Origin of the sequence: Actinospica durhamensis, from assembly GCF_018139695.1 — a bacterium.
In the GTDB taxonomy this organism is placed as follows: domain Bacteria; phylum Actinomycetota; class Actinomycetes; order Streptomycetales; family Catenulisporaceae; genus Actinospica; species Actinospica durhamensis.
This window is the reverse complement of record NZ_JAGSOG010000428.1, coordinates 1-4686: the sequence shown is the minus strand read 5'-3', so window position 1 is coordinate 4686 and position 4686 is coordinate 1. Positions and strand designations below refer to the sequence as shown.

The window sequence follows — 4686 nt, the reverse complement described above, 5'->3', positions numbered from 1 at the left end:
AGTGCGGTGAGTGCGGCGGCCAGCGCTCCGGCGGACGCGGTGCGGGCGAGGTGCGAAGCGAGCATGGGCGGACTTTCTGACGGCGGATGAGCTGATGATCAGTCAGGTGTCCTGGGGGCCTACCCCGCCGTGATCATGAAAACACCTGCCGTCCGCCGCCCGGGCCGCCGGCCGCCCTGCCTACCGCCCGGCCGCTCGCGCCCGCCGCGTGGCGTTCCGGCTATGCTCCGCCTCGTCGTAGCGAGCATCGAGATCGAGAAGGCTGGACCACATGACTACCTGGCGTCGCCACCCCGGCATCCGCACCGGCGACCAGCTCTCGCTCGGCGAGCGCGCGGCGGACAAGATGCGCAACAGCATGGGCTCGTGGGCGTTCGTGTTCATCAGCCTGGCGTTCCTGGCCTGCTGGATGCTTGTCAACCGCAACACCGGCTTCGACCCGTACCCGTTCATCCTGCTCAACCTGCTGCTCTCCTGCGTCGCCGCGCTCCAGGGCGCCATCCTGCTGATCGCGGCCAGGCGCTCGGACCAGATATCGAGCGAGCTGGCCCAGCACGACTACGAGACCGACTGCAAGTCCGAGGAGCTGCTGACCGCGCTCCAGGCGGACTTCGAGCAGCTCACCGTGCAGCATGCGGCGCAGAGCAGGCAGCTCGCCGAGATCCTCACGCTGCTCGACACTCGGCAGCGTGAGAATCCGGCGGGCTGAGGGTCAGCCGATCACGCGCCGATCCCCACTCGTCGACATCTTCACTGGTTGACGACGATCGCGTTGAAGTCCGGCGCGTACGCCGAGCCGTTGGAGATCTCGACCGTGTTCGCCCCCGCCTTCAGCGGCAGATAGGCGGTGACGGTGCCCGGAGTCGAGAAGCCGCCGGTCGGCGTGAACACGTTCGTCTGCACCACCACACCGTTCACGGTGAAGGTGGCCGAGCGCCCGGTGGTGCCGCTGGTGCCGTCGCAGTACACGACCTGCACCGGGTAGACGCCGGCGTTCGTGGCGCTGACCCCGTTGAAGGTGAGTGTGCCGCTGCCGTTTCCGACGAAGCCGACCTTCTCGCCGCCGGTGCACGCGCTACAGCTCTGCACCACCGCGCCGCCCGCGAGCGTGTTGGCGGACGCGGCCGCGAGGTACGTCGTGGACGAGGTGGTCGGGGCGGTGGGCACGGTGGCCGCCGCGAAGTCCGGCGCGTACGCCGAGGCGTCCGACAGCTCGATCGTGTTCGCCCCGGCCTTGAGCGGGAGCGAGACCGTGACGGTGCCCGGATTGGCGAAGCTGCCGGTCGGGGTGAACGCGAGGGTCTCGACCGCCGTGCCGTTCACGGTGATCGTGGCGGAGCGCCCGACGATGCCCGAGGTCCCGTCGAGGTACGTGAGCTGTACCTCGTAGTTCCCGGCGGTCGAGGCCTGGACGTTGTTGAACGTCAGGGTTCCGCCATCGCCGACGTACCCGACCTTCTGTCCGCCGAGACAGGAGTTGCAGCCCGCTGTCGCGGCCCCGCCCGCGAGGGTGTTGGCCGAGGACGCGGCCTGATACGTGGTCGAGCCGGAGGTCGCGGCGACCGGCACGAGCTTGAGCAGCTGCGAGGCGCCCGCGCCGAGCGTCACGCTGTAGGTGCCGCTGAGTGTGCCGGCGGAGGCGCCGGTCCACACGTTGGTGGCCGTGGCGCTGCCGGTGATCCCGGCGGCCGCGAGCGAGACGGTCACGGTCTGGGACGCGCTGCCGTTGTAGTTGAACAGGCCCAGGATGACGTCGCCGTTCGGCTCGGTCTTGGCGAAGGCCTGCTGGTTGACGTTGCTGACGATCCGTCGGGCGTCGACGCCGTCCTGGTCGACGGCGACCACGGCCGTGTTGGTGAGGTCGGCCAGCTCGGTGGAGTTGAGCTTGGTCAGGTCGATGCCGAGCAGCAGCGGCGAGGCCGCCATGGCCCACAGGCCGAGTTGGGACTGGCCCTCGGCCGTGCTGAGCCCGTCGACGGTGGAGCCGTCACCGAACTCGATCGAGTCGTAGTCATTGAACGCGCCCGGACCGCCGTACGGCTGCCACTGGGCCACCTGGGCAAAGCGGCCCTGCACATTGCCCCAGTCGGTCAGCGGCTGCGGATTGCCGCTGGAGTCGCTGCCGCAGTAGCACTCGATGTCGCCGCCGGTGCGCCAGCCGTTGGAGTACTGCGCCCAGGTGGAGGCGTTGGCGATGTCAAGGCTGTTGGACAGCTCGAAGTGGATCGCCCGGCCGCTCTGCGCCAGCGCGGCCGACCAGGCCTGCACGTCGCCGACGTCGGAGTCGCCGACTCCGTCGAGCTTGAGGTAGTCCACGCCCCAGGACGCGAACTCGTCGGCCCAGGAGTCGATGAACGTCTGCGCGCCCGGCTTGCTGTAGTCGATTCCCTGCATGCCGCCGCAGTTGTAGTTCGCCTCGCTCGTGCCGTCGGCGATCTCGTCGGCCGTGTAGGAGGTGCCGAGGATCGGTGTGTTCTGCGACACCGCCTGGTCGGAGATGCCCGGGGTGACGTAGAGCCCGAACTTCAGGCCGAGCGAGTGCACGTAGTCGGCCACCACCGCGATCCCGTTCTCGCCGCTCGAACTCGACGGGAAGGAGGTCGTGTTGGTGACCCAGCGGCCGTACGCGTCGACGTCGGGGCCCTGGCTGCCCGGGCAGTCGTACCAGAAGTCGTCCACGTTGACGTAGACGTAGCCGGCCGCGCTCAGCCCGCTGGACTTGAGTGCGTTGGCCTGTGCCTCGATGTTCGCGGCTGTGGGATCGTGTCGGATGTAGCTCCAGCTGCTCCAGCCCATCGCAGGCGTGGAGCCGACCCCGTTGCTCTGCGCCGACGCACTCGGCGCGGCGCCCACGGCGGCCCCGAACAGGGCGCCGAGAACCATCGACAGGGCTGTGATCAGGGAGCTTGCCCGGCTGAGCGGGCGCGGGTGGGGCAGGTGTGGGTACGACACCGTTGGCGGACCCTTCACTCGAAGGTGGGGAGGATCGGAGCCCGGCCCGGAAGTGGGATGAGCCGGGACCTACCGTGCAGTGAACTGCGGGATGACAACGCTGTCAATAAATGTTCGAATGTGTCTTATCGTGTCGATCTCCCTGATGCGCGATCACCCTCCCGGATTGTGCCGTCATGAGTCAGAATGGGCAGGTGAGTGTGCGTGCGGACGTACAGACGGGCGTGACCGGGACCGAGCAGCCGCGGCAGTGGGCCGCGCGGGCCGCGTCGGCCGAGCGTGCCGTGCTCACCCGGCACATGCGGCGCCTGTGGGGGCTGCCGGGCACGCTGCTCGGGGTGAGCGCCGCCCCGGCCACGCCCGCGCAGCGCTGGTTCGGCCCGTGGAACTACTGGTGGCAGGCCCAGCTGCTCGACTGCCTGGTCGACGCGCATCTCAGGGCCCCGACACCGGCCAGGCGGGCCCGGGTCGAGCAGACCGTGCACGGGATCAGGGTCCGCAACGCCCGCGGCTGGCACAACGACTACTGCGACGACATGGCCTGGCTCGCGCTCGCGCTGGACCGGGCCAGGCGCCACGTCCTCGGCCGCACCCCGCGCACCACCCGCGCGCTCGGCACCCTGTCCGCGGCGCTCTACCAGGCCTGGACCGAGGACGCCGGCGGCGGGATCTGGTGGCGCTCGCGGGAGAAGTACCGGGAGGACTTCAAGAACGTCCCGGCGAACGGCCCGGCCGCGATCCTCTTCGCCCGGCTGCGCGAACCGCGCGCCTACGAGACCGCGCACTGGATCGAGGAGCACCTGGTCGACCCGTTCACCGGCGTGGTCTGGGACGGCCTGCACGCGAGCCCGCACGGCGGCATCCGCGAGATCGAGACCACGCCGTACACCTACAACCAGGGTGTGTTCCTCGGCGCGTGCCTCGAGTTGGCCGCGTGGGACCGCGACGGCGCCGAGGCGGAGCTCTGGGCCGACCGCGCGGTGCGCACCATCGAGGCCGTCGCCGAGCGGCTGACGGTGCCTCCGGTCGTTCTCGAGAGCGGCGGGACGCGCACGTACACGCGTACGAACATCCTGCGCGGGCAGGGCGGCGGCGACGGCGGGCTGTTCGCGGGCATCCTCGCCCGCTACCTCGCGCAGGCCGCGCTCGCGCTGCCCGCGTTCGGACCCGCCTACGAGCCGGCCGCGCGCACGGCGGCCGAACTCGTGCTCGGCTCGGCGCGGGCGGCCTGGAACCACGCCGCGTGGGGCGCCCCGGTGGGCTGCTTCGGCGCCTGGCGCAGCGCCGCGACCGCCTCGACCGGCCCGGTCTTCGGCCACGACTGGTCCGTTCCGGCCCGGCTCCCGCGCAACGGCGGCGTGGCCGAGCGCGAGCTTTCGGTCCAGGTCGGGGCGTGGACGCTGCTCGAGTCCGCCGCCCTGCTCTCGCGCACCGGCGCGGGCCCGGCGGCCGCGGACGCCACGCGCGGCCGCGGCGCCGCTCGGCCGCGCGGGCGAGCGGCGCGGATGGGCCGCAACCTCGGCCGGGTCCAGTCGTTATACAGCCCTTAACGCCTCCGCACGGGTGACCTGACGGTGCGTCGCCCGGCGCCTGCCGGCCGATGCCCGTGGCCGGCGGCTAGGGTCGAAAGCACGTCCGGAACGGCCGGGCGGAAGGTCAGACCCGGAGGTGCCGAACGTCCCAACCCCCACCTCCTCACCACACGCGAAGTGATTTCCGTGAAGCCCCCCGGCC

3 protein-coding genes are annotated in these 4686 nt (G+C 71.0%); 2 read left to right on the top strand and 1 reads right to left on the bottom strand.

The window, feature by feature from the left end:
• The first annotated feature begins 271 nt into the window (after positions 1 to 271).
• Entirely contained in the window at positions 272 to 709 is a 438-nt protein-coding gene (locus KDL01_RS39140) for a DUF1003 domain-containing protein (RefSeq protein ID WP_212533782.1), read from the top strand.
• Positions 710 to 750: 41 nt separating this feature from the next.
• On the opposite strand, the gene KDL01_RS39135 is transcribed toward KDL01_RS39140, so the two are convergent.
• Positions 751 to 2952: an alpha-galactosidase D gene (locus KDL01_RS39135; RefSeq protein WP_307846787.1), complete on the bottom strand. Its 2202-nt coding sequence runs from the start codon at positions 2950 to 2952 to the stop codon at positions 751 to 753.
• 194 nt (positions 2953 to 3146) lie between these two features.
• Here KDL01_RS39135 and KDL01_RS39130 point away from each other — a divergent pair, with 194 nt between their 5' ends.
• Positions 3147 to 4502, top strand: coding sequence for a glycoside hydrolase family 76 protein (locus KDL01_RS39130; RefSeq protein WP_212533781.1), 1356 nt, complete (start codon positions 3147 to 3149; stop codon positions 4500 to 4502).
• Positions 4503 to 4686: the final 184 nt, after the last annotated feature.